A 23,740-nucleotide genomic window follows, 5' to 3' on the forward strand; every position below is an offset into this window, starting at 1 on the left:
CTGCTCATACGCTGGCGAGCAGCGCGTCGAGCGGCTGAGGCACGGTGTCCCGGCTGACAGCGGCCTGGACGAGTAGGCGGACGTAACGCTGGTTGCGGCGCGAGCTGCTGCGCAGGAACCGCCACAACTGCGCCTCGGGATCCCGACCACGCCAGGCGGGCTGGCTCTGGAACCCACGGAACAGTCGCAGGTCACCCTGAGCCTCGAAGAGGGCTTCGACGGCCGCGGCGCCGACCGCCCGGATCAGCTCGTCCTCCAGGTCGTCGACGCAGACGAAGAAGCCGAGCTGCGCCATGTCGGTGCGGGTGCGGGGCGTACCGACGCCCGCCTCGGTCAGCCCGCGCCGGAAGATCTCCTCCTCCCGCAGATCGCAGAGGCCGGCGAGGCGCAAGCCGACGCCCGGCGGGCCAAGCCTGGTCAGGAAGCGACCGATCGCGTGGGCCCCGCCGATCGGGACGATGACGATCCGCTCGGCACCGAGATCGCGACCACGTCCGGCCGCCAGCGCCTGCAGCGCGATCTGGTCGCTGATGCCCTCGACGAGCACCACGGCGACGGCGGACTCGGCCTGGGCCAGAGCACGGGCGGTGGCCTGCATCGATGCGGCGTTACCACCCAACGGCCCGTCCAGACCGATCCGGGGCGGCTCGCGACGCGAGGTGACATCCACTGGTTGGCCTCCCCGTCCGGCCGGTGGCGGAGCCCCGCGACGGGCGACAAAGACAAAAGGCAGAGAGTCACCTCCCTGCCACTCCTAACGTATAGCGCACCAGGGGGCTTGTGGCAAGACCCGGGTTCTGCCGCAGAATCGTCGGCCGGACGCGGAACTGACGAAGAGACGGGGCACACCGTGCGGGAGCTGACGACGGACGAGACGACCGGGCGGTATGTGTTGAGCCTGCACGACGTCGATGAGACGCGGGTCGACGTCGTAGGCGGCAAGGGGGCGCACCTGGGGGCGTTGTCGCGGATCGACGGCGTCCCCGTGCCGGCCGGCTGCTGCGTCACCACCCACGCCTTCGGGCGGATCATGGCGGAGGTGCCGTCGATCGACGATCGGCTCGATCGGCTGGCCCGGCTGTGCCCGGACGATCGGGATGCCATCCGGGCAGTCAGTGCCGAGATCCGGCACGCCATCCAGGCCACGCCCGTGCCGGCCGACCTGGCGGCGGCGATCAGCGGCTTCGTCGACGAACTCGGCGGGCGGGCCGGGTACGCCGTCCGGTCCAGCGCGACCGCCGAGGACCTGCCAACGGCCTCCTTCGCCGGCCAGCACGACACGTACCTGAACGTGGTGGGTACGAACGCGGTCGTCGAGCACGTCCGCCGGTGCTGGGGGTCACTGTTCAGCGAGCGGGCGGTGACCTACCGGCAGCGCAACGGCGTCGACCACCGTACGGTCCGGATGGCCGTTGTCGTGCAGCGGATGGTCTTCCCGGACGCGGCCGGCATCCTGTTCACTGCCGACCCGGTCACCGGCAACCGGAGGGTCTCCTCCGTGGACGCCAGCTTCGGTCTCGGTGAAGCCCTGGTGTGCGGCCTGGTGAACCCGGACGTGTTCACCGTGCGCGACGGCGAGATCGTCACCCGGACGGTCGCCACCAAGCAGCGGGCCCTGCACGCCCTGCCCGGCGGCGGTACCCGGGAGCAGGCGATCGACCCGCGACGGCGGGAGCAGCCGGCGTTGACGGACACCCAGGTCGTACGACTCGCGCGGCTCGGCCGGCGGATCGAGGCGCACTTCGGCCGCCCGCAGGACATCGAATGGTGCCTGGTGGATGACGCCTTCCAGATCGTGCAGAGTCGGCCCATCACGACGCTGTTCCCCGTCCCGGCCGCCCACGACCGGGACGACCACGTCTACGTCTCGGTCGGCCATCAGCAGATGATGACCGACGCCATGAAGCCGCTTGGGCTGTCGATGTGGCAGTTGACGGCCATGGCCCCGATGCGGGCGGCCGGCGGGAGGCTGTTCGTCGACGTCACCCAACGGCTGGTCTCCCCCGCGACCCGCAGCGCCCTCCTGGAGATCATGGGCAGGGGCGATCCGCTGGTCAGGGACGCACTGGAGACCGTCCTCGACCGCGCCGACGTCAGGTCGAGGAGGCCGGAACCGACCGTTGCGACGCGACCCGACGGAACGGCCGGTGGCCCACCGGCCGCCGGCCCGGCGGTCACTCCGATCGACCCGGATCCGGCCGTGGTCGCCGGGCTGGTCGAGCGCAGCCAAGCCTCCATCGCCGCCCTACGGCGCGAGATCCGGACGAAGACCGGAGCGGCGTTGTTCGACTTCCTGACCAGTGCCTTCGACGAGCACAAACGGGTGCTCAGTGACCCGCTGAGCATGCAGGTGATCATGGCGGGGATGGAGGCCACCTGGTGGCTCAACGACCACCTCCGGGAGTGGCTGGGCGAGAAGAATGCGGCGGACACGCTTACCCTCTCCGCTCCCGGCAACGTGACCTCGGAGATGGGACTGGCGCTGCTCGACGTCGCCGACGTGATCCGCCCGCATCCCGAGGTGGTGGCGTTCCTGCACGGCGTCGAGGACGAGAGTTTTCTCGACGAGTTGCCGAGGCTGCCCGGCGGCACCGAGGCGCGCCAGGCCATCGAGGCGTACCTCGACCGGTACGGCATGCGCTGCGTCGGCGAGATCGACATCACCAGGCCACGGTGGCGCGAACGTCCCACCACCCTGCTGCCGGTGCTGCTGGAACACGTCCGGCACGCCGAGCCGGGTGCCGCCGAGCGTCGTTTCGAGCGGGGACGGCAGGCCGCGGAGCAGAAGGCGCGCGAGGTGCTGTCCCGGCTACGGGCCCTGCCGGACGGGGAACGCAAGGCCGCCGAGACCAAACGGATGATCGACCGGGTCCGGACCTTCGCCGGCTACCGGGAGTACCCGAAGTACGACATCATCAGCCGCTACTTCCTCTACAAGCAGGCCCTGCTGGTCGAGGCCGACCGCCTGGCGCTGGCGCAGGTGATCCGCGAGAGGGAGGACGTCTTCTTCCTCACCTTCGACGAGTTCCGCGACGCCGTGCGCACCAACCAGGTCGACGACCGGCTCATCCGTCAGCGCCGGGACGAGTTCCGGTCGTACCAGGCACTCCGGCCGCCCCGAGTGCTCACCTCGGACGGTGAGGCCGTCGACGGGGCGTACCGGCGCGACGACGTGCCGGCCGGTGCGCTGGTCGGCCTGCCGGTCTCCGCCGGGACCGTGGCAGGACGCGCCCGGGTCATCCTGGACCTGGCCCAGGCCGATCTCGAACCGGGCGACATCCTCGTCACTGTCCACACCGATCCCAGTTGGACGCCCCTGTTCGTCGCCGTCGCCGGCCTGGTGACGGAGGTCGGTGGGCTGATGACCCACGGCGCGGTGATCGCCCGGGAGTACGGCCTGCCAGCCGTGGTAGGGGTGGCAGACGCCACCCGGCTGATCCGCGACGGGCAGCGGATCCGGGTGCACGCCACCGACGGCTACGTGGAGATCCTGTCCCGATAGACGCCTGCCAGGCTCCGGCGGGGCTCGGTACATCGCGTCAGCCGCCGGTCCGGGCAGTGTCGATCGTCATGAGGTCGCGCAGGGCGAAGCGGAGGTGCTCCCACTCCTCACCGATGATCACGTGCAGGCAGCGCAGGACCGACACCTCGGTCTCCGCCGACCAGGGGTGGCGTCGAGGCTCGGCAAGCGTCTGCGGGGTGACGGTGGCGAGGAATTCGCGGACCATGGCCTGCCGTTCGGCACGCAGGTCGAGGATCTCGGCCAGCCCCGGCCGCCCGGCGGCGAAGATCGAGGTGTCGAAGCCGCCCATCGCGTACTCGGCGTGCGGCTGCCCGAGCGGGTGGCAGGGCTGAGGAAGGCGTAGCACCGCTTGGCCGAGCCAGACGTCGGCGGCGAAGGCGAGGTGCCGCAGCGTCTGCGCGAAGGACCACTCGCCACCGACCGAGGCGTCGACGGTGCCGGCGGGCATCGCGATCGCCCGCTCGACCGCCGCCGCCCAGGCCCGTTCGAGCGCCGCCCACGCCGCCCGCAGTCCCTCCGGATCTTCGGCCTGCCTCAGCTCCCGACCCGGGAACCGCCGGTTCAGCTCGGCCTCGACCAACGGCACGACGTCGACCCCGTTGACCAGCAGCGACCCCTCCGCCAACCAGGGTGCGTCGATGTCGATCCCCCGCACCTCGACGCCGCGCATCACCGCCCCGGCCAACGTCGACCTGATGAACCGTGCCCCCGTCGGGGTGAACTCGACCGAGCTGGCGTCAACCGTCGCCGATCTCGTGCTGACCGCGCTACCGGAGATCGACACCCTGCCGGAGGCGCTGGACGCCCTGCGGGCCAGTGAGAACGAACTACTCTCTCGCTGGCAGCGGCTCGCCGAGGAGCAGGCGAACCGTGGGCTCACCCAGCCCGAGATACGCTGGCGCAATGCGCTGGCCGGGGAGCTGCGCCAGCAGGCCGACACGGTGACACCGAACGCCGGGACGACCGACAGCTTCACCATCGGCTTCAGCCTCGCCAATCAGGCCCTGGCCCGCAGGCTACGCGCCCGAGCCGACGAGATCACCGTCCTGCCCGTCCCGATCGACCCCTGGGCGCTGCCGAAACGCCACGACGAGCCCGACTCCTGACCAGCCGGGCGCCGACGGCCGACACACGGGTGCCCCGGGTGCCGCCCGGCGCGGCACCCGGGGCGTCCCGGGCCCCGTCGGCCCGCTTATCCGCGCACCGCGACGGTGTCGGCCGTCGCGGTGCGCCGCTGGTGGGAACGGATCAGCTCGGCGTAGCGGTGGCCGCTGGCCTTGACCGTCCGCCGTTGGGTGGCGTAGTCGACATGCACCAGACCGAACCGCTTGTCGTAGCCGTACGCCCATTCGAAGTTGTCCAGTAGCGACCAGGCGAAGTAGCCGGCCAGCGGCACACCACGGCCGACCGCCGCGGCGCAGGCGGCCAGGTGCCGTTCCAAATGGTCGGTGCGCTCGGTGTCGTCGACCGTGCCGTCGGCGGTGACCACGTCCGGCCAGGCCGAACCGCTCTCGGTGACAAAGATGCGGGCCGGGGCGTACTCCTGGCTCACCTCGACAAGCAGCCGTTCCAGCCCTTCGGGGTGCACCTCCCAGTCCATCGCGGTGTGCGCCGCGCCCGCCACCGGGACCTGCCGGGCGTACGGTGCCGGTCCGTCCGGGTCGTCGGCCGCCACCTGCCGGAAGTAGTAGTTGACACCGAGGAAGTCGGCCGGCGCGGCGATCACCGCGAGGTCGTCGCCGCGTACCGGCGGCTCGACACCGTAGGTGGCGACCATGTCGGCCGGGTAGCCGCGACCGTGCAGCGGGTCCAGCCACCAGCGGTTGACGTGCCCGTCCAGCCGGTGAGCGGCGGCCACGTCGGCAGGGCGATCGCTGGCCGCGTCGATCGGGCTGAGGTTCAGCACCGGGCCGATCGACGCCGGCCGACCGGCGTGGGCCCGGATCGCGGCGGTGGCCAGGCCATGGCCGAGCAGCACGTGGTGCGCGGCTGACACGGCCCGACCAAGATCCCGCTCGCCGGGGGCCATCCGCCCTTCCAGGTGGCCGATCCAGGCGATGCAGAGCGGCTCGTTGACGGTGCACCAGTCGGTCACCCGGTCGCCGAGGCGGGCCGCGACCACCGCGGCGTAGTCGGCGAACGCCTCGGCGGTCTCCCGGCGCGGCCAGCCACCCCGGTCCTGCAACGCCTGCGGCAGGTCCCAGTGGTAGAGGGTGACGTACGGCCGGATACCGGCGGCCAGCAGCCCGTCGGTCAGGCGGTCGTAGAAGTCCAGGCCGGCGGCGTTGACCCGGCCGGCCCCGTCGGGACGGACCCGGGGCCAGGCCACCGAGAAACGGTACGCACCGACACCCAGGCTCCGCATCAGCGCCACGTCCTGCGGCCACCGGTGGTAGTGTTCGCAGGCCACCTCCCCGGTGTCGCCGTTGTCGATGGCGCCCGGCCGAGTGCAGAAGGTGTCCCAGATGGAGGGTTTGCGACCGTCGGCGGTGGCGGCGCCCTCGATCTGGTAGGCCGAGGTGGCGACACCCCAGCGGAAGTCGGGCGGCAGCGTGGACAGGTCCGGCACGGGCGGGTTCTCCTCGGTTCTGGTGGTGGACGGGCTCACTTGGCCGCCCCGGCGGTGAGGCCGGCGACGAAGAAACGCTGTAACGCCAGGAACCCGGCGACCACCGGCACGCTCACCACCAGGGAGGCGGCCATCACCTGGTTCCAGTAGACGTTGAACTGGGTGGAGTAGCCCTGCAGTCCGACGGCGAGGGTGCGGCTGTCCTCGTTGGTCAGCACCGAGGCGAACAGCACCTCGCCCCAGGCGGTCATGAAGGCGTACACGGTCACCGCGACCACGCCGGGCACGGCGGCCGGCAGCACCACCTGGAACAGGGTGCGCAGCGGGCCGGCACCGTCGACCTGGGCGGCCTCGTCCAGCCCGCGCGGGATGGAGTCGAAGTAGCCGACCAGCATCCAGATCGAGAACGGCAGCGAGAAGGTGAGGTAGGTGATGATGAGGCCGGTGCGGCTGGCGTAGAGCGCGATGCCGGTGGCGTTGCCGAGGTTGACGTAGATCAGGAACAGCGGCAACAGGAACAGGATGCCGGGGAACATCTGCGTCGACAGCACGGTCACCGAGAAGACCTGCCGGCCCCGGAACCGGTAGCGACTGACCGCGTACGCGGCGAAGATGGCCACGCTGACCGAGAAGATGGCGGCGACGCTGGCCACCAGCAGGCTGTTGAGCAGGTAGCGGCCGAGTGGCACGGTCGACCACATGTCCACGAACGCCTGCAACGTGGGATGTCGGGGCCACCAGGTGAAGGCGCCCTGCACGTCCCGCAGGGGTTTGAGCGCCGAGCTGACCATCGCGTAGAGCGGGACGAGGACGAAGCCGGCGAGCAGGGTCAGCACGATCCGGCGCGACCAGCGTTCGGCGGCGGTCTCACGCATCGTTCCTCCGTCGGTTGGTCAGCAACAGGTATCCGGCGGTGACCAGGAGCAGGAACAGCAGCAGCACCACCGACATGGCCGAGCCGGTGCCAAAGTCCCAGGTCTGGAAGGAGCTGCGGTAGATGTGCAGCGAGATGAGGTCGGCCTCGGCCGGAGCGGAGCCGCCGAAGAGGACGTACGGGGTGTTGAAGTCGTTGAAGGTCCAGAGGAAGAGCACCAGCAGCAGGACCAGGTTCACCGGGCGCAGCATCGGCAGGGTGACCGAGCGCAGCCGCCGCCAGAACCCCGCGCCGTCCATCGCGGCGGCCTCGTACAGCTCGTCCGGGATGTTCTGCAGGCCGGCCATCACGCAGAGGAACGCGAACGGCCAGGTCCGCCAGATCGAGACGATCAGCAGGGCCACGAAGCTGTTGTCGCCGATCAACCAGAAGGGCGGCTCGTCGACCAGGCCCAGCTGGTCGACCAGGACGTGGTTGACCAGGCCGGTGTCGCGCTGGAAGAGGAAGGTCCAGGTGATCACCGCGGTGTAGACCGGCAGCGCGTACGGGGTGAGGAAGAGTGCCCGCAGCACGGCCCGGCCCCGGAACGGTCGTTGCAGCAGCACCGCGGCGGTGGTGCCGAGCATCCAGGACAGGCCCACGGAGAGCACCGTGTAGAGCACGGTGACCCGGAACGAGCGCAGCAGCTCGGCTCCGGCGGCGGAGTCGACGTCGAACACCACCCGGTAGTTGTCCAGCCCGACGAAGGGTGCCCCGGACCAGTCGCGGATGTGGAACTGGGTCAGCTCCAGCAGGCTCATCCAGGCACCGACGAGCATCGGGATCACGTGGATCGCCAGCTCCAGCACCACGGCCGGGGCGAGCAGCAGGTACGGCAGCAGGGACCGGCGGGGGCGGCGGGCGGCGGACGGGCCGGCCGGCCGGTGCCGGCGGCCCGGTCGGCGGCGGGTGGCGAGGTGGTGGTGGTCATCGAGGTCCCTTCGCGGGCTGGCCGTGGGAGGGTCGGCGGCACCTCCCACGGCCAGCGGTCCGTGGTCAGCGCATCTGCTGCTGGGCTCGGGTCAGCTTCTCCCGGACGCTGTCCTCGGTGACCGGCCTGCCGCTGGCCGCGTCGGCGAAGAGTTCCTTGATGGCGGTGCCGACGAGCGTCTCGAAGGTGCTCTCCTCGGGCACCTGCGGCAGCGGTGCCGCGGTGGTGGCCAGGGTCTGCGCGAGCACCTTCTGTTCGTCGGCGGCGAAGGCGGGATCGGCGGCGACGGTGCCGACCGCCGGCAGCGAGCCGTACGTCTTGTTCAACGTGACCTGCTCGGTGTCGCTGGTCATGAACTTGACGAACTCCAACGCCCCGTCGAGGTTCTTGGTGTGCTTGAACACCGCGATGTTGATCCCGGCGACCATGCTGTTGACCTGTTTGCCACCGGCCGGCGGGTTGGCCAGGAACGGCACCGGGGCCACCCCGTAGGCGTCGGCCGCCATGCTCTGTGACTTGAGGTTCGCGCCGGCGGCCTGCCAGAGCAGCATCGCGGCCTTGCCGTTGGCGAAGTCGGAGACGGACTGGTTCTGCGCGTACTCGGCGTTGCTCGGGTTGACGATCTTGTCGACGGCCATCAGGTCGACGTAGCGCTTGACGGCGGCGACGTTCTGCGGGGTGTCGAAGGTCGGCTTACCGGCGGCGTCGAACCACTCCCCGCCGTACTGCTGAGCGAAGGTGAAGGCGTGGTGGGCGTTCTCCGACGGGTTGGCGCCCTCCACTGCGAGGCCCCACGTGCCGTCGCCGGTGAGCTTGCGGCCGACCTCGGCCATCTCCTCCCAGGTGGTGGGCGGGGCGGTGATGCCGGCGTCGGCGAAGGACTGCTTGTTGTAGTACAGCGCGTAGGCGAGGCTGTAGAGCGGCACGGCGGCCGGCGGCTTGTCGGGTGCTCCGGCGGCGGCGAGCGCGGCCGGGACGAACCGGTCCTTGCCACCGACCTTGTCGAGGGTGGCGTCGTCGAACTCGACGAGCGCGCCGGTGGCCTGCAGCGAGGCCGACCAGGTGTTGCCGATGTTCACCACGTCCGGGCCCTGCCCGGTGGTGGCGGCGGCCAGCAGTCGGTTGAGCAGGTCGGACCAGGGCACGACCTCGACGTTGACCTTGATGCCGGTCTGCTGTTCGAACTTGTCCAGCTCGGGCTGGAGGATCTCCTTGTCGGCCTCCAGACTGGCGCCCTGATTGCTGGCCCAGTACGTGAGGGTCGTGCCGCCGTCGCCCGGCTCGTCGCCGGAGCCGCAGGCGGTCAGCGACGCGGCGGCCAGGACGGTGGCGGTGAGCATCGCGAGGTGTCGTCTCGACACGAGCTGCCCCTTCGGTCTCAGATTGGTGGTGGAGGGAGTTACATCACGGCTTAATTAATGTCGTCATTAAAATGGTTCGGCGGGGGGTCGTCAAGCACGGGGTCGTACAGTCGCCGGGGGCGGCCGACGGGATGAGGTGACACGTGGAGCTGGCGCGGGCGACGAACCGCAGCGTCCGGTTACGCAACCGGTCGGCCCTGCTGTCCCGGATCTTCCTCGACGGCCCGCTGACCCGGCAGGACCTCGTCCGGGGCACCGGGCTCAGCCAGCCGGCGGTCAGCAACGTGGTCGGCGACCTGATTGACGAGGGCCTGGTGATGGAGGCCGGCGCCGCCGAGTCCGACGGTGGCCGGCCGAGCATGATGCTGCGGGTGGCACCGCGCCACGCCGTCGTGGTCGGCGTCGACGTGGGCGAGACGCGGGTACGCGTCGAACTGTTCGACCTCACGATGACCGTGCTGGGCAGCGTCGAGTACCCGTTGGAACACAACGGCACCGAGCCGGCGACGGTGGCCGGGCACGTGCTGGCCGGCCTCGACCGGGTGCTGGCCGACGCCGGGATCACCCGGTCCGAGGTGCTCGGCGTCGGCATCGGCGTCTCCGGGGTGGTCGAACAGGGCACCCACGCGATCGTGGACGCACAGACCCTGGGCTGGCACCGGGTGCCGCTGCAACGGCTGATCGCCGAGGGCACCGACCTGCCGCTGCACCTCGACAACGGCGCGAAGACCCTCGGCCAGGCGGAGATGTGGTTCGGCGCCGGGCGGGGTGCCCGGCACGCCGTGTTCGCCCTGGTGGGATCGGGCGTCGGCGCGGCCGTGGTGACCAACGGCGTCACCTACCGGGGCGCCTCCAGCAGCGCCGGCGAATGGGGTCACACCACCCTGGTGTACGGCGGCCGGCCCTGCCGCTGCGGCGCTCGCGGCTGCCTGGAGGCGTACGTCGGGGCCGAGGCGGTCATCGACCGTTACCGGGAGGCCCGACGCGGCCGACCGGTGCCCGGCGAGGACGAGGAGTCCCAGCTCGGCGCGCTGGTGGCGGCGGCGGAGAAATCGGCGACCGCGCGCCGGATCCTCGACGAGACCGCCGACTACCTGGGCGCCGGTGTGGCCAACCTGATCAACCTGTTCAACCCGGAGCGGGTGGTGCTCGGCGGCTGGGCCGCGATGGCGCTGGGCGGACTGCTGCCCGCCATCCGCGCGGCCGCCGGCCGCCAGGCCTGCGCGCGCCGTACGCGCAGGCCACCATCGAGCTGGGCCGGCTCGGCGTCGACGCGGTCGCGCTCGGCGCCGCCACCCTCCCCATCGCCCGCCTGCTTGCCAACGGCGGCACCCGCCGCTGACGGAGACCCTCACGGCCGCAGGCCCCAGACACCCGGCAGGCCCCGGACACCCGGCAGACCCGCTCGTCTCCGCCTCGGCCGGAACGTCATACGACGGCAGCCCTCCCCCGCGGGCACTTCTCCCCGCGCGGGAATCCCGGCGACCCGGTCCGCCGAGCCGTCACCCTCGGCGACATCACGTCCGACCGGCCAGCTACCCACGGCACGCTTTGCTCTGCTTCAACCGACGCAACGGTCACGCTCCGTGGCGCCACGCGGTCGAGCGGCGCCTTACCTCCAAGGCGCTACCGCTGCTCAACGGCTATTGCGTGGGTTGAAGCAGAGCAAAGCGTGGCGAGCGCAGTTGGAGAGGGCGGCCGAAGGCGACACGCTCAGTGAGGTCCACTCAGTGTCATCGACAGGGCGAGTGCAGATCGATGTCTTGACGGCGACGCAACGTCGCCGCAACACTCTTCGGCAAGCGCGCTCCCCGCACAGCGGTGCCAACCCGGCGGCATCATCGTGCGGCAGCGTCAGCCGTCCCGAATCCCCGTCGCGCCCGTCGTCAGCAGCCCCTCGACCGACAGGCGACGTCATGACACCATCCGTTTCCCTCGTACCAACCGCGCCAGGCCGCAGACCGCGCACCCGCAGCCTGCTCACCGGCCTCGCGGTGGCTCTGGCCGCCGCGCTGGTTCCGACCGTCGGCGCGGTGCCCGCCCAGGCCGCGCCGGTCCTGCTCTCCCAGGGCAGGCCGGCCACCGCGTCCTCCACCGAAGGCGGCGCCTTCCCCGCCTCGGCGGCCGTCGACGGCAACACCGGCACCCGCTGGTCCAGCGCCTTCAGCGACCCCCAGTGGCTCCGAGTCGACCTGGGCAGCCGCGCCACCATCACCGGCGTCACCCTGCGCTGGGAGGCCGCGTACGCCCGGGCCTTCCAGATCCAGACCTCAGACGACGGCACCGCCTGGACCACCATCCACAACACCACGAACGGCGGCGGCGGAACCCAGACGCTGACCGTCACCGGCAGCGGCCGCTACGTCCGGATGTACGGCACCCAGCGGGGCACCGGCTACGGCTACTCGCTGTGGGAGTTCCAGGTCTTCGGCGAGTTCGGCGGTGGCGGACCGGGTGACCCGGTCGAACCGACCGATCCACGGAACCCGAACTTCGGCCCGAACACCTACGTGTTCGATCCCGCCACTCCCACCGCCACCATCCAGAGCCGGCTCAATACCATCTTCAGCCAGCAGGAGACCAACCAGTTCGGCCCGCAGCGGTACGCCGTGCTGTTCAAGCCGGGCAACTACACCGCCGACGTCAACCTCGGCTTCTTCACCCAGGTCGCCGGGCTCGGCATGTCCCCCGACGACGTCAACCTCAACGGGCACGTCCGCGCCGAGGCGGCCTGGTTCGGCGGCAACGCCACGCAGAACTTCTGGCGGGCCGCGGAGAACCTGTCGGTGACGCTGCCCGCCGGAACGGTCGTCGAGCGGTGGGCGGTGTCGCAGGCCGCGCCGTACCGGCGGATGCACCTGCGCGGCGGGCAGAACCAGATCCAGCTCTGGGACGGATACACCGGCTGGTCCAGCGGCGGACTGATGGCCGACACCCGCATCGACGGGCTGGTGGTCTCCGGCTCGCAGCAGCAGTGGTACTCCCGCAACAGCGAGTTCGGCAACGGCTGGACCGGCTCAGTGTGGAACATGGTGTTCCAGGGGGTGGCCGGCGCGCCGACGCCGAACTTCCCGAACCCGTCGCACACCGTCATCCCGACCACACCGCTGGTGCGGGAGAAGCCCTTCCTCTACGTCGACGGCACCGGCGAGTACCGGGTCTTCGTGCCGGCGCTGCGCGCCAACTCCGCCGGCACCAGCTGGTACAACAAGACCCCGGCCGGCTCGTCGATCTCGCTCGCCGACTTCTTCGTCGTCCGGCCGGGCACCTCGGCGGCGACCATCAACAACGCCCTGGCCCAGGGCCGGCACCTGCTGTTCACACCCGGCGTGCACCGGGTCACCGAGCCGATCCAGGTCAACCGGGCCAACACCGTCGCCCTCGGCCTCGGGCTGGCCACCATCCAGGCCGACAACGGGACCGTGGCGATGCGGGTCGCCGACGTCGACGGGGTCAAGGTCGCCGGCATCATGTTCGAGGCCGGCGCCGTCAGCTCCCCGGTGCTGATGGAGGTCGGCCCCACCGGCTCCACGGCCAGCCACGCCGCCAACCCCACCTCGCTGCACGACGTCTTCTTCCGCATCGGCGGGCCGGGCGTCGGCCGGGCCGCCACCAGCCTGGTGGTCAACAGCGACAACGTCATCGGCGACCACATGTGGCTGTGGCGGGCCGACCACGGCGACGGCGTCGGCTGGACGGTCAACACCGCCGACACCGGACTGATCGTCAACGGCGACGACGTCACCATGTACGGCCTCTTCGTCGAGCACTACCAGAAGTACCAGACCATCTGGAACGGCAACGGCGGGCGGACGTACTTCTACCAGAACGAGCTGCCGTACGACCCGCCCAACCAGGCGGCCTGGATCAACGGCTCGACCCGGGGCTACGCCGCGTACAAGGTGGCCAATTCGGTGACCAGTCACCAGGCGTGGGGGCTGGGCAGTTACGCCTACTTCAACGTCGATCCGTCGGTGGTCGCCGAGCGGTCGTTCGAGGTGCCGAACAATCCGAACGTGCGGTTCACCAACATGGTGACCGTGTCTCTCGGTGGTGTCGGCACGATCAACCGGATGATCAACAATGTCGGCAACACGGTCAACGCCAGCAACCAGGTGTCCTACCTGACCGCGTACCCGTAGACCGATCGACGCGGGTCCGGCCGGTCACACCGGCCGGACCCGGCGCCCGCGGCCCGGCTCAGCTGGGCCGGGTCGGATCGTCAGCGACGGTCACGTCGACCGGGCCCACCCGCAGGAGGCCGTCGGTGAGCGGGTGCAGCGGACACCGCCCCGGCCGCGCAGGCCGCGCCACGTGCCCGGCCCGACGGTCACGTCCATCCAGGCGCACGGGTGTGCCGCCCGGTTCAGCCGCAGCCGCACCGGCCCCTGACCCGAGTCGAGCACCAGCACCGAGCCGACCAGGTCGTCCACGGGAATGCCGCTGGTCAGAATGTTGCGCCGGACCTGAGCCAGGCCGGCCCCCGGTGGCAACGACTCGGCCGCGATGACGGTGACGCTGGCCTGCCGGTGCGCGGCCTTGCCGAAGTACCGGTCCCCGACGATGCCCAGCTCGGCCCGGAGCTGGATCTCGTCGACCAGCTCGTCGGCCGGTGCCGGCTCCGGTCCGTCCGCCGGGCGGCCCACGAACCGGTGTACGGGTGAGGCCAGCAACTGGACGATCTCCGGCATGTCCCGACTCTAGGCCGGACGTCGCGTCGCCGACGCCTGGTCGCGTCACGGACACGACCATCGACGCACAATGCATGACCGCCGGTCGATGTTTCGGGTGTCGGATGGCCGGACGGACTGACACCGCGGGCTACCCTGTTCCTGACGACATCGACGGCTGCGACCTGGGCGCCGCCGGGTATCGCGGTCCCCGACGAGTGGAAGGGGGAACGAGCCTGGCAACGGAGGTGCGGTTCACGAGCGGTGCCGGCGGTCGCCGGCTGACTGTGGAGATCACCGGCAAGCCCGACGGGGTACCCATCTTCCTGCTGCACGGCACCCCGGGCAGCCGCAGCGGCCCGAAGCCACGAAGCGGAGTTCTGTACCGGTACGGCATCCGGTTGATCAGCTACGACCGGCCCGGCTACGGCGGCTCCACCCCCCGCCCCGGACGTACCGTCGCCGACGCGGCCGAGGACATCGCCGCGATCGCGGCGGACCTGGACATCTACCGGTTCTCCGTGGTCGGACGCTCCGGCGGCGGACCACACGCGCTGGCCTGCGCGGCGCTGCTGCCCCACGCGGTCACCCGGACAGCGGTACTCGTGGGCTTCGCCAGACCCGACGTCGCCGATCTCGAATGGTTCGGCGGGATGGCGGCCAGCAACGTACGGGACTTCACCGCCGCCACCGACGATCGGCTCCGGCTGACGGAGCGGCTGCGGGCACAGGCCGCGCGGACCCGGCGCGACCCGGAGAGTCTGCTGACCCAGTTGGAGACGGACATGACCTGGCCGGACCGGCGCGTCGTGCGGGATCTGGCCATCCGACGCCTGATCGCCCAGGCGTACCGTGAGGCGCTGCGCAGCGGCCCGCAGGGGTGGATCGACGACGTGCTGGCGCTACGGCAGGACTGGGGATTCAACCTGTCGGCGATCACCGCGCCGGTCCGGCTGTGGCACGGCGAACAGGACACCTTCGCGCCGGTGAGCCACACCATGTGGCTCGCCCGGCAGATCCACACCGCGCAGGTCGACGTCCAGCCGGGCGCCGCCCACTTCGGTGCCGTCGAGATCCTGCCCGAGATGCTGGAGTGGCTGTCGAACTGGTGAGCCGGAGACCCGCCTCAGAACGGGTGCGGGTCGATGACCCGGCGGACCGGACGTCCCCGTTTCAGCTCCGCCACCGACGGGTGGTTGCCGCCGATCCTGGCCACCACGGCCTCGACGGCCTCGACGGCCTCGTCGACCTGCGCCTGATGGTCCACACCGTGCACCCGACGCTGGATGAGGGCGTGGTTCGCCCGGCACCGCAGGGTGTGCGGATGTGCCGGCCCGAGCAGGTCCGTCAGCAGATCGGCGGCGGCACTCAACAGGGCGAGCGCCTCGGTGGGCTCATGCAGGTCGGCCTCGATGACCGCCACATTGATCTGGGCGGCCACGGTGTACGGGTGTCGATCGCCGAGGACCGCCCCGAGCCCCTCCCACGCCTGCCGAGCCGGCGACCGGGCCGCGTCGACGTCGCCGCCGGCCCGCACCGCCGCGGCATGGTTGTTCAGGCACACCAGGCTGTGCGGGTGCCGGTCACCGAGCTGCCGGGCGTACGCGTCGCGCACGGCGCTGGTCTCGGTCTCCGCCTGCTCCCAGTCCCCCAGTTCCAGCAGGGTCACCGAACGGCTCAGCCGGCAGGCGAGCGTCTCCGGGTGATCCGGCCCGAGGATCTCCGCCAGTCGGTGGTAGGCCACCTCCAACAGGTCACCCGCCTGGCGGGTACGGCCGGCGCTGCGCAGCGACACGGCCAGGTTGGCGTTGGCGTCGTACACGAAGCGGGCGTCCTCCCCCATCACCGTGACGTATACGTCCCGCACGTGGGTCAGCAACTCGACGGAGCGTTCGTAGTGCCCGGCGTCGCGCAGATCCCGCCCGAGAGACGTGGCGGACTGCAGCGTGCTGAGATTGTCCTCGCCGAGCAGGTGCCGGCGTCGTTCGTAGACCTCCTGGTCCAGCCGCAACGCCTCGGTCACGTCACCCATCAGTCGCCGCGAGACCGCCAGGTTGCTCAGGGCGTTGAGGGTACGCGCATGGTCGTCACCGAACTCCCGGCGCCAGGCGTGGTAGGTGTCGATGTCGCGCTGGAGCGCCTCCGGGTAGCGTCCGAGCCCACGCAGGTCCCCACCGAGGCTGCCGGCCGTCATCAGCGCGTCGGCGTGGTCGCCGCCGAGGAGGTCGACCTGCTGGGCGTGCACGTCCCGGTCCAGGTCGTAGGACTCCTGGAACGCACCCTTGTCGCGCAGCACGTTCGCCTTGTTGAACCGCAGTTGCAGCAGCTGCACGAGTACCTCGCGGCGCACCGGTTCGGCGAGGTTCCGCCCGAGCGCCTCGGTCCAGGCCGCCTCGACGCGCTCGGCCACCTCCAGCCCGCCGTCGGGGTTGCCGCGCACGAAGAAGTAGCGAACCTGGTCGACGAGCAGTTGCCGGACCGGGGCGAAGTCACAGGTCGTGCCGTCGGAGACCTCGACGTGCGGCCACAGCATCCGGTACTTACGCCATTCGTCCTGCAGATCCACCTCGCCGAGCGTGCGGGCCGCCGACGCGATCAGCAGGTGCACCTGGTGTTTGGCGTCCTCGATCTCCTCCTCGGTCATCCTGGATCGCACCACCGAGTGCAGCAGCCGGTGGATCACGATCCGGGTGCTCTCGCGTTCGGTGCCCTGGCTGTCGTACTCGCTCTGCTGGTCCAGCCGGAGCAGCGCCAACCGCTTGATCTGCTCCACCAGCCTGTTGATCATCAGTCGGCTGGTGACCGTCGGGTCGATGGCCCGCAGGTGCTCGGCCATCGCGGTGCTGTAGACGATGTCGAGCGACACCTCGGGTGCCATCACCGCGCAGAGCTGCAACAGGCGGTAGGCGGCCGGCCGGCGGGTCGCCAACTGGTCCAGCGACAGCCGCCACGCCGCCTCTACCCGGCCGATGTCCGCTTCCGAGCCGAGGGCACCGAGGTCACCCTGCTCGATCGCCGCCAGGTACTCCGACACCGGCGAATGGGTCTCGACCAGCCACGCCGCGGCGGCGGCCACGGCGATCGGCAGATCCCCCAGCGCCTCGGCGATCCGGTCGGCGTCCCGCTCGCCGAGGTCGGGCAGCAGGCGGCGCAGGTGGTTGACGCTCTCGGCTCGGTCGAACACGTCCACCGGCACCACGTGCGCCTGCTCCAGCCAACCGGGGCCCTGAGAGGTGATGACGACATGCCCAGGGCCGTTGGGCAGCAACTGCTTGATCCGGTCCAGCCGCTCGGCGTTGTCGAAGACCACCAGCCAGCGCAGCCCGCCCTCGCCACGGGACAACGCCTGTTTGACCGTCTGCGCTCCCTCGCGCACGCTGCTGGAGAGATTCATGCCGAGTCGGCGACCGAGATCGTAGAGCCCGCCGTCGACGTCCGCGGCGCCGTCCGCGTCGATCCACCAGACCACGTCGTACGCGCCCCGGAACCGGTGGGCGTACTCGGTGACGAGCTGGGTCTTGCCGAACCCGCCCATGCCCTGCAGCACCACGGGCACGGCGGCGTCGCTCTGGGCGCGCAGCAGCCCGCGCAGCGACGCGAGCAGCCCGTCCCGACCGGTGAAGAGCAGATTGCGTGGCGGCGCCTGGAAGACGGTCTGCGGTCGGCCGGGAAAGCGCGGCGCACCGACCAGGAACTCGGTCTTCGGTGGCGGGAAGCCGACCAGTTGCAGCAGTTGCTCCGCGGCCGGACGCTCGTCCAGCCGGCCCAGCCGGATGGAGTTGGCGGCGGTCACCGGGAGCACGGTGGACTGGGCCGTGCCGACGTGCACGATCAGCGGCCGGCGCGACGGGCGCATCAGGGCGGCGTTGAGCCCCAGCTCGACCTCCTCCGAGGCAGTGTTGATCACCAGGGGACGAGCGGCCACGGCGATTCCCTCGAGCCGCCCCGCCGGACCCGGGTCGTGCACCTGAACGCCCACCTCACGCAGGATCCAGGAGATCCATTCGGCCCACCCGGCACCGGCGATGTCGTACCGCAGTGCCACCTCGGTCTCGCGGACCGCCGCCATCCGCACGAACTGCGCCTTGACCCGCACCCGGTCGGCCTCGTCCATGGTGGGCAGCCGGGTCACCCGGCCCTCGCTGATCACGTCGGTCAGCTTCTCGAACGCACCGAGCAGGTTGCCGGGCGCACCCGAACTGTCCTCGATGGTGGCCAGTGTCTCCTCGTACGCGTAGTAGGCGAGATACGGCACCTGCACCTGGGCCCAGTAGCGCTCCCGTGCCTCGTCACCGAGGTGCGCCGGCAGGCCGTCGAAGCGCTGCCGGGCCACCAGCCGACCGGTGTCCGCCTTGAGCTTCTCGGCCGGGTCGATCCGCATCGCCACCGGCAGCACCCGGATCCGCCGGGGCATCGTCTTGCGGCTGATCGACTGGGCCACCTCGGCGGCACCCTCGATGCCCTGTTCGCTGAGGGTGAAGCAGGCGACCAGGGTGTCCGGCAGGTGCACCGTGCAGATGTCCGCCACGTCGCTGAGCCCGGTACGACTGTCGATGAGGGTGTAGTCGTAGTTGCGCTTCATGTCCGCGCGCAGCGCGTCGAAGAACGCGCCGCCGGCCAGCACCTCGTAGAAGTGGTCCCAGTCGAGCCCGGAGATCGACCGGCTGTAACTGTGGTTGTGCCGGCCCGCGCCGAGGAAGTCGAGCGTTCCGCCCGGTGGCCACCGCCAGTTGATCGAGAAGGCGTGTCGTCGTACGTCGGCGAAGGTCGCGTGCCGTAGCTCCCCGGGCGCGGCCGGGTCGCGACCGGCCGCCTCCTTCGCCGCACCCTCGTAGCCCACCAACATGTCGATCACACCACCGGCGCCACGGAGCATGCCCTCGTGGATGAACGGCCGGTAGAAGCGGTGCAGGCCCGGCGATTCCAGATCCCAGTCGACGACGAGCACACGATGGCCGTTCGCGGCGAGAATCCACGCCGTGTTGGCCAGCGCCATGGTCCGGCCGGTGCCGCCCTTGTAGGAGTAGAACGTGATGATCTGACCGTCCCGGGTGTCCGTCATGTCGGCTACTCCTCCGGATGGCTGTTCGACCGAGGTCGGGGCGGGTACCGGCGTTCCACCAGGTGTTCGTCGTCGAAGTGGCGGACGGCCCGGCCGATCGTGACCGCGATGATGGTGAGTGGATCGTCGGCGGCGGCCATGATGCGGGGTCGAGACGCCCGGTGCCCGACGGCGGCTCGGGCCGGCCGCCCGCCCCACCCGTCGTCCTCGGGAGCCCGGAGGGGTTCGTCGCCGGCTGGCACGATCAACGGCTGCACCCAGGCGGGCAGCGCCCCCAGCAGGCGCCGCACGCTCACCCCGGTCGCCGGGTCGACCCAGACCCGCTCCTCGACCAGCAGCACGGCCGGCCGCCGCCCCAACTGCTCGTACCCGGCGCTCACCTCGACCAGTTGCACGTCGAATCTGGCGCGGTCGACGGTCGCGGCGACCCGCGTCGCGATCTCTCGCAGGCGGTCGGGACCGTCCTGCCGGGCGGCAGGCTGAGCGTCGCCGGACGGATCGAGGTCCGGTGGCACGGCGAGCGTCGCGATCACGAACTCCGTCCGCGTCTGGGGCGGGCGCGGCGGCCAGGGGACGGGTTGAGCGTCGCCCCGCCCCTCGGCCAGCTCGATGATCGAGTCGCCGAGGTACGCCAGCACCCGCTCGTACGCGTCGCGCTCACCGCGCCGGCGACTGAGGGCGATCAGTCCGGTCTCGGCGTACTGCGGCACACCCGGGATGGCCGCGACGGTGTCCTCGCCCGCGCCGCCCGGCGGCACCTCCCACAGCACCGGCAACAGGCGCTGGCCCGGCAGCCGGGAGTGCAGGGTCGCCGGTTGCCGGAGAAAGGCGGCGCGTTCCGTGGCGGCCACCTCGTCGGTGTCGTAGCACTCCGAACGCAGGGCGACGAACACCGCGACCGTGGCCAACGCCCGCTCGACGCGAGCCGCCGACCGGGCCGAGGGGTCGCCGCACGGCCGGAACATCCCGGTCCGCCAGTGTGGCCGCTCCCTCGGCAGCCCACCGACCACCCGGGCCAGGTCCTCGAACACCGTCCGCTCGTAGTAGTCGAGCTCGACGGTGCGGTCCACGGTGGTCGGATGCGCGTGACTGAGAAAGAAGTAGCAGGGCTGCTGCCCGGAAGGCGACTCTGTCTCGTCTGGCGTCATCGAGGCCGCTCCCGAGTGGGAGAGGCTGAGCCGAGTCGCACCGCCGTCCCCCAACCGTCCACACGTCAGGCGAACATCACGATACGTGAAAGGGCCAACACCCACCAGCGTCGCGATGTTGACGGTGACGGGACAGCCAGCCGACCGCGAAGTCGACCGCGCGGCGCACGGGCATGCTGCGCCCGACCGCGCCGCCGACCCGGCCGCGGACCACCACCGGATCGGGCGACCGCTCCAGCGCCCGGCCGAGCCGGCCGAAGTCGCTGTCGTCGAGATCGAGACCGGTGAAGTCCATTCGCACCCGACGGTCGCCGTCGCGCACGAAGCAGCAGTAGGCGCGGGTCCGCCGCGTCGGCAGCCGGTACTCGGCGAGGTGGTAGGCGGTGCAGACCCGGTGGTCCACCCCCAACAGCAGCACCGTCGCGTCGGCGTCGTACAGGGCGCCCAGCGGAGACCGCTCCCCCAGATGGCAGTCGAGGTCGTGCACCCGCATCAGGTCGGTCGCGCCGGGACCGACGGCGGCGAAGGAGGTCTGCGGATGTCCACTGCGGACCGCGGACGGACTCCGGCGGACCTGCTCGGCGAGTACCCCCATCCCGCGCGACGGCGTGTCCGCGGGATCGAACGCCTCGATCCGATCGATGTGCCGGGCCACCCCGGCGGGGCTGAGTCCGCTGGTCGCGGCGCGGAACGCGGGACTGGATGTGGAGTTGTGGGCGGTCTGCGCGGGGACCACGACGGCGGCCCGACCGACGACCCGACGCAGCGCGGCGAGCAGGGTCGCCGCGCCGCCGTCCACCGGACCGACCGCCCGCATCGACGCGTGCACCAGTACGTGTCGCCCCGGGGCAAGCCCGACCGCGGCGAGCTGGTCGGCCAGCTCCGTCGCGGTGGCCACCCGCACGGCCGTGGTCACGGTGTCAACGCCGCCGCGAGTCGACGGACGAACCGGTTACCGGCCGGTGTCAACGCACCGCTGCCCAGCAGGGCGTCGGCGGCGTCCGCGGTCCAGGTCCGGAACTGCTCGTGGCGCTGGTGCGCCGGGCCGCCCGGTGCCTCCCGGCTGGCCCGCTGCCGCCACATCTCGGTGATGGTGAGGTGCGCGTAGGTGCCCTGGAGCACCCCCTCGACCGGCCGCGGGTCGGATCGCCAGCCCACCGTCAACCGGACGGCGGGGCTGGGTGCGAAGAGGTCGCACAGGTCGAGCAGGGCCCCGAGCACGCTGTGCTGGAACTCATGGGCGATCATCACGGCCGTGGCGGAGGCGTCGGCCAGCGCGACGCCGACCGACGCGAACGCCTGCCGGGCGGTGGAGCTGCGCAGCGTACCGGTCGGGTCGTCGACGAGCGGCACCACCGCCCGCAGTCCCGCCCGTACGGCGGCGGCCTGGTGTGGCAGATCGGCCTCGATGCTCGACCAGGCACCGGCCAGGACCTCACCCCAGCGGGCCAGCGTCGACGCGTCGGGGCGCTCCGCGGCCTTCCAGTCGTGACAGTCCCGGTGCGGGTCGAGGTCCTCGAACAGGATCGTCGTGCCGGCGAAGGCGAGCCGGCGGTTGGCCTGCCAGCGGCCCCCCGTCACCTGCGGCGCCGTGGCGTGGAGATCCCCGTCGAAGGACACCAGGGTCGTACCGGCGGCGTGCCGGAGGCGCCACCTGCCGGGCTCGACGGTCAGGACGGCGGCGCCGGTCACCGGTTCCGGCACCGTCACCGCGCCCAGCGACGGCAGATGCAGCACCCCGGCGCGCATCGGCACGTCGAGTTCCACGTTGGCGCCGGCCCGCACCGCGGCCGCCGCGGCGACACAGGACAGCTGGGCCGCCGCGGCGGAGTCGGTGCCGAGCTGCCGCCGCGCGTCGACCGCCCACACCCGCACGTACGGATGTCGCAGCGTCTCCTCGACCGCGTCGGGCGCCTCCCGGTCGAGCCGCACCAACGCCTCCCAGCCGGTCCGTTCGGTGACCGGCGTGCCGTCGGCGACCTCGACGAGCATCGCCCGGGTGATCGCGAGCTGGGACTCGGCGAGGAAGCGGACGGCGTCGGCGTCGGTACGACCGGCGGCGATCCGGTCCAGCAGACCGTCGGGCAGGTCCGTGCCGTCCTGATCGACAGGTGCGGTGACCGGCGGTTCGACGTCGTGTCGGGCGCTCAGAGACACGATCAACTCCTTGAGATCGGCGCAGTAGGCCGACGGGTTGTCGAAGCCGTTGCTCTCTCGGTACCGGTGGGCGAACAGCCCACCGCCGCACTGGGTCACGACCGGACAGGTCCGGCACTGCGCCGACAGCCCGGCCAGTCCGGTCTGCCGGAGCGCGATCTCGGGCAGTCTCGACACCTCGTCGACGGTGTGCGTGAACACGCTCAGGCCGGTGGCCGCGGCCCCGTCGTACGCCGTCTTCAACGAGTCGACCTGCTCCCAGGTGCCGTCGGTCTCGACGACCACCAGGTCCGCGGGATCGAGACCGACCCACTCGCTGCCGCTGTGGCCGCCCGCCGCGGTGGAACGGAGCGAGTCGAACAGCCGGATCGGCATGGGCCGCCCGTCGGCCGTCCAGCGTTCGTGCACAGCCAGCAACCAGTCCGCGTACGGCGTGGCCCGCCCGGCGGGCCGGTACGGCGGATTCGCCCAGGTCGCGTGCGGCAGCAGCAGGTCGAGGCGGGGCGGCCGGACGGCTCGTAACGCCTCGTACACGGCGATGGGGTCATTGCGGACGTCCACCGTGCAGAGGATGCCGGCGAAGAGACGACGATAGGCCGGTGTTCGCAGCAGCCCGATGCCCCGCAGCACCTGGGGGTGGCTGCTGGCACCGTTGGCGAACCGCCGGTGCCGGTCGTTTGCGGCCCGGTCACCGTCGAGGGAGATGCCCACCCGGACGTCGTACTCCGCGAACAGGTCGCAGTACGGCTCGGACAGCCGGACCCCGTTGGACTGCATCAGCAGGTCGAGGTGGCTGACGGGAGTGATCCGTCGCCGCAGCACCGCCAGCACCTGCCGCATGCGGTCGGGTCCGAGCAGCAGCGGTTCGCCGCCGTGCAGGACGACGCTCACCCGCCGCAGCCGATGGGTGGCGGCGTGCTCGGCGATCCGTTCGGCGACCGCCGCCACCGTTCGGGCGTCCATGACCATCGGACGGCCGCGCCAGCTCTGGTCGGCGTGCTCGTAGACGTAGCAGTGGTCACAGGCCAGGTCGCACCGGCTGTGGACCTTCAGCACGTACTGGCTGATGGGCCAGGCCGTCCCCGGTGACCCGCTGGTCGGCACGACGACCGGGGCCTACGCGACGGATCCGAACCGGGCAACCTCCACGCCACCCTCGGCGTCGTCGCGATGACGCAGGACCGTTCGGGTCACGTCCACCGCCCGCGCCACCGGGATCTCACCCAACGGCCGACGTCGCAGCTCGGATAGCCACTCGGTCATGCTGACTTGCTGGTTCTCGGCAATGTTCATGGTCTTGCTCTTTCTGGGCGGAGCGCGGGCACCACGATCCGGGTTGGATGTTCCATCGATGTTTCGGGGCGGAGCGGCACCGACGGGCGATCACCCCCGACGAACGGCGCAGG

General features: G+C 71.3%; 15 protein-coding genes and 1 pseudogene. 4 read left to right on the plus strand and 12 right to left on the minus strand.

Annotation, left to right across the window (positions count from 1 at the left end; genetic code table 11):
- Positions 1-4: 4 nt before the first annotated feature.
- Positions 5-670 (minus strand): TOPRIM nucleotidyl transferase/hydrolase domain-containing protein, encoded by a 666-nt coding sequence (locus ENC19_RS21645; protein ID WP_309246007.1) that lies wholly within the window; start codon positions 668-670, stop codon positions 5-7.
- Between the two features lie 180 nt (positions 671-850).
- On the opposite strand from ENC19_RS21645, the gene rph reads away from it, so the two are divergent.
- The gene (rph, locus tag ENC19_RS21650; protein WP_309246006.1) at positions 851-3,502 is read left to right on the plus strand and encodes a rifamycin-inactivating phosphotransferase; all 2,652 of its coding nucleotides are present in this window, start codon (positions 851-853) and stop codon (positions 3,500-3,502) included.
- A 37-nt stretch (positions 3,503-3,539) separates the two neighbouring features.
- On the opposite strand, the gene ENC19_RS21655 is transcribed toward rph, so the two are convergent.
- Positions 3,540-4,178: a DinB family protein gene (locus ENC19_RS21655; protein ID WP_208020980.1), complete on the minus strand. Its 639-nt coding sequence runs from the start codon at positions 4,176-4,178 to the stop codon at positions 3,540-3,542.
- Between ENC19_RS21655 and ENC19_RS21660 the strand changes: the two genes are divergently transcribed.
- On the plus strand, positions 4,162-4,629 hold the full coding sequence (locus ENC19_RS21660; RefSeq protein ID WP_164448936.1) for a hypothetical protein: 468 nt from the start codon (positions 4,162-4,164) through the stop codon (positions 4,627-4,629). The genes ENC19_RS21655 and ENC19_RS21660 overlap by 17 nt on opposite strands.
- Positions 4,630-4,715: 86 nt before the next feature.
- On the opposite strand, the gene ENC19_RS21665 is transcribed toward ENC19_RS21660, so the two are convergent.
- From ENC19_RS21665 to ENC19_RS21680, 4 genes are read right to left on the minus strand one after another with little or no spacing between them, the layout of a single operon-like run.
- Positions 4,716-6,092 (minus strand): GH1 family beta-glucosidase, encoded by a 1,377-nt coding sequence (locus tag ENC19_RS21665; RefSeq protein ID WP_164448937.1) that lies wholly within the window; start codon positions 6,090-6,092, stop codon positions 4,716-4,718.
- A 35-nt stretch (positions 6,093-6,127) separates the two neighbouring features.
- Positions 6,128-6,967 (minus strand): carbohydrate ABC transporter permease, encoded by an 840-nt coding sequence (locus ENC19_RS21670; protein WP_164448938.1) that lies wholly within the window; start codon positions 6,965-6,967, stop codon positions 6,128-6,130.
- Complete coding sequence (locus ENC19_RS31530; protein WP_208020981.1) at positions 6,960-7,985, minus strand: carbohydrate ABC transporter permease; 1,026 nt, start codon at positions 7,983-7,985, stop codon at positions 6,960-6,962. The genes ENC19_RS21670 and ENC19_RS31530 overlap by 8 nt, the downstream gene beginning before the upstream one ends.
- A gap of 16 nt (positions 7,986-8,001) precedes the next feature.
- A complete protein-coding gene (locus ENC19_RS21680) occupies positions 8,002-9,297 on the minus strand; it encodes an ABC transporter substrate-binding protein (RefSeq protein WP_216592300.1) in 1,296 nt (431 codons plus the stop codon).
- Between the two features lie 143 nt (positions 9,298-9,440).
- Here ENC19_RS21680 and ENC19_RS31535 point away from each other — a divergent pair, with 143 nt between their 5' ends.
- Complete coding sequence (locus ENC19_RS31535) at positions 9,441-13,439, plus strand: ROK family protein (protein WP_164448939.1); 3,999 nt, start codon at positions 9,441-9,443, stop codon at positions 13,437-13,439.
- Between the two features lie 58 nt (positions 13,440-13,497).
- Here ENC19_RS31535 and ENC19_RS21690 read toward each other — a convergent pair.
- Positions 13,498-13,988: pseudogene (locus tag ENC19_RS21690) on the minus strand (molybdenum cofactor biosysynthesis protein).
- Between the two features lie 227 nt (positions 13,989-14,215).
- On the opposite strand from ENC19_RS21690, the gene ENC19_RS21695 reads away from it, so the two are divergent.
- Positions 14,216-15,079: an alpha/beta fold hydrolase gene (locus ENC19_RS21695; protein WP_281603808.1), complete on the plus strand. Its 864-nt coding sequence runs from the start codon at positions 14,216-14,218 to the stop codon at positions 15,077-15,079.
- Between the two features lie 14 nt (positions 15,080-15,093).
- Here the strand turns inward: ENC19_RS21695 and fxsT are convergent, their stop codons facing one another.
- The 5 genes from fxsT to ENC19_RS21720 all read right to left on the minus strand — a co-directional run bounded on the left by fxsT (position 15,094) and on the right by ENC19_RS21720 (position 23,627).
- On the minus strand, positions 15,094-19,029 hold the full coding sequence (fxsT, locus tag ENC19_RS21700) for an FxSxx-COOH system tetratricopeptide repeat protein (RefSeq protein WP_164448941.1): 3,936 nt from the start codon (positions 19,027-19,029) through the stop codon (positions 15,094-15,096).
- Between the two features lie 5 nt (positions 19,030-19,034).
- Complete coding sequence (locus ENC19_RS21705) at positions 19,035-20,177, minus strand: hypothetical protein (protein ID WP_164448942.1); 1,143 nt, start codon at positions 20,175-20,177, stop codon at positions 19,035-19,037.
- 76 nt (positions 20,178-20,253) lie between these two features.
- Positions 20,254-21,093 (minus strand): aminoglycoside N(3)-acetyltransferase, encoded by an 840-nt coding sequence (locus ENC19_RS21710; protein ID WP_309246004.1) that lies wholly within the window; start codon positions 21,091-21,093, stop codon positions 20,254-20,256.
- On the minus strand, positions 21,090-23,390 hold the full coding sequence (locus ENC19_RS31540; protein WP_328824320.1) for an FxsB family cyclophane-forming radical SAM/SPASM peptide maturase: 2,301 nt from the start codon (positions 23,388-23,390) through the stop codon (positions 21,090-21,092). Before ENC19_RS31540 ends, ENC19_RS21710 begins: the two co-directional genes overlap by 4 nt.
- Positions 23,391-23,450: 60 nt before the next feature.
- Positions 23,451-23,627 (minus strand): hypothetical protein, encoded by a 177-nt coding sequence (locus ENC19_RS21720; protein ID WP_164448943.1) that lies wholly within the window; start codon positions 23,625-23,627, stop codon positions 23,451-23,453.
- Positions 23,628-23,740: the final 113 nt, after the last annotated feature.

The organism is Verrucosispora sioxanthis (genome assembly GCF_010560025.1).
Lineage (GTDB): Bacteria > Actinomycetota > Actinomycetes > Mycobacteriales > Micromonosporaceae > Micromonospora > Micromonospora palythoicola.